Genomic DNA, 285 nt, shown 5'->3' on the forward strand with positions numbered 1-285 from the left:
CAAACGAGAACTTCAATGGTAATGTCGACCTAACCTACGATGTGAGTGATGGTACAGATGTTGTATCGGCGAATATTGATGTTCAAGTGGTTCCAATCAACGACGTACCGGTAGCGGGTTCTACGACTTACAGTGTTGAAGAAGACGGCAGTATCACCCTAAGCGATGCACAACTTCTAGCGAATAGCTCGGATGTTGAAGGGGAAGTGTTTGTCAGCGATGTAAGCTACAGCGGCCCTGATGGTGTATTCACTGATAATGGTGATGGTACTTACACCTTTGCTC

1 protein-coding gene is annotated in these 285 nt (G+C 46.3%); it reads left to right on the forward strand.

The window, feature by feature from the left end; genetic code table 11:
• A partial coding sequence (locus AB4486_RS25995) for a cadherin-like domain-containing protein (protein WP_372119632.1) occupies window positions 1–285 on the forward strand: 285 nt, incomplete at both ends.

This window comes from Vibrio sp. 10N.222.55.C6, from assembly GCF_041473395.1.
Taxonomy (GTDB): domain Bacteria; phylum Pseudomonadota; class Gammaproteobacteria; order Enterobacterales; family Vibrionaceae; genus Vibrio; species Vibrio crassostreae_C.